The organism is Halopseudomonas xiamenensis (assembly GCF_014219065.1).
Lineage (GTDB): Bacteria > Pseudomonadota > Gammaproteobacteria > Pseudomonadales > Pseudomonadaceae > Halopseudomonas > Halopseudomonas xiamenensis.
In genome coordinates this window covers 1-1,573 of sequence record NZ_JACLGO010000060.1, presented here as the reverse complement: position 1 = coordinate 1,573, position 1,573 = coordinate 1, and the positions used below count along the sequence as shown (strand labels likewise).

Genomic DNA, 1,573 nt, shown 5'->3' with positions numbered 1-1,573 from the left:
ATATCGACAACCTCTCGCGCAACCAAGACATCGCGGTCGGACTGCAAGTGATCTTGAAGCCACGGGCCCGTCCCACCCCGACATGGACCTCGATGCCCGAACGGACGTTAGATTTCGAGTTCTAGGCGTTCTGCGATGAAGGTTGGATCCCAGCCGGGATTGAAAGTGTCGACGTGGGTGAATCCGAGCCGCTCGTATAGGCCACGCAGGTTCGGGTGGCAGTCGAGCCGCAGCTTGGCGCACCCCTGCGTTCGCGCGGCATGGCGGCAAGCCTCGATCAGCGCGGAGCTGACACCCCGGCCCGCATGTGTCCGTCGCACCGCGAGCTTGTGCAGATATGCGGCCTCCCCCTTGAGGGCGTCGGGCCAGAACTCGGGATCCTCGGCCGACAAGGTGCAACAGCCGACGATGCCGTCGCTGCAACTCGCGACTAGGAGCTCGGATCTCAGGACGAAGGTCTCCGCGAATGTCCGGTCGATCCGCGCGACGTCCCAGGCGGGCGTTCCCTTGGCGGACATCCACGCCGCAGCGTCGTGCATCAGCCGCACAACCTCGTCGATATCACCCGAGCAGGCGACCCGAACGTTCGGAGGCTCCTCGCTGTCCATTCGCTCCCCTGGCGCGGTATGAACCGCCGCCTCATAGTGCAGTTTGATCCTGACGAGCCCAGCATGTCTGCGCCCACCTTCGCGGAACCTGACCAGGGTCCGCTAGCGGGCGGCCGGAAGGTGAATGCTAGGCATGATCTAACCCTCGGTCTCTGGCGTCGCGACTGCGAAATTTCGCGAGGGTTTCCGAGAAGGTGATTGCGCTTCGCAGATCTCCAGGCGCGTGGGTGCGGACGTAGTCAGCGCCATTGCCGATCGCGTGAAGTTCCGCCGCAAGGCTCGCTGGACCCAGATCCTTTACAGGAAGGCCAACGGTGGCGCCCAAGAAGGATTTCCGCGACACCGAGACCAATAGCGGAAGCCCCAACGCCGACTTCAGCTTTTGAAGGTTCGACAGCACGTGCAGCGATGTTTCCGGTGCGGGGCTCAAGAAAAATCCCATCCCCGGATCGAGGATGAGCCGGTCGGCAGCGACCCCGCTCCGTCGCAAGGCGGAAACCCGCGCCTCGAAGAACCGCACAATCTCGTCGAGCGCGTCTTCGGGTCGAAGGTGACCGGTGCGGGTGGCGATGCCATCCCGCTGCGCTGAGTGCATAACCACCAGCCTGCAGTCCGCCTCAGCAATATCGGGATAGAGCGCAGGGTCAGGAAATCCTTGGATATCGTTCAGGTAGCCCACGCCGCGCTTGAGCGCATAGCGCTGGGTTTCCGGTTGGAAGCTGTCGATTGAAACACGGTGCATCTGATCGGACAGGGCGTCTAAGAGCGGCGCAATACGTCTGATCTCATCGGCCGGCGATACAGGCCTCGCGTCCGGATGGCTGGCGGCCGGTCCGACATCCACGACGTCTGATCCGACTCGCAGCATTTCGATCGCCGCGGTGACAGCGCCGGCGGGGTCTAGCCGCCGGCTCTCATCGAAGAAGGAGTCCTCGGTGAGATTCAGAATGCCGAACACCGTCACC

2 protein-coding genes are annotated in these 1,573 nt (G+C 63.1%); both read right to left on the bottom strand.

The annotated features are described in order from the left end of the window. Positions 1 to 107: 107 nt before the first annotated feature. The gene (locus H6X51_RS19780) at positions 108 to 608 is read right to left on the bottom strand and encodes a GNAT family N-acetyltransferase (protein ID WP_000376623.1); all 501 of its coding nucleotides are present in this window, start codon (positions 606 to 608) and stop codon (positions 108 to 110) included. 127 nt (positions 609 to 735) lie between these two features. Further along, positions 736 to 1,572 carry a sulfonamide-resistant dihydropteroate synthase Sul1 gene (gene sul1 / locus H6X51_RS19775; RefSeq protein WP_024193717.1) on the bottom strand — a complete coding sequence of 279 codons (837 nt, stop codon included), beginning with the start codon at positions 1,570 to 1,572 and terminating at the stop codon, positions 736 to 738. Between the last annotated feature and the right edge of the window lies 1 nt (position 1,573).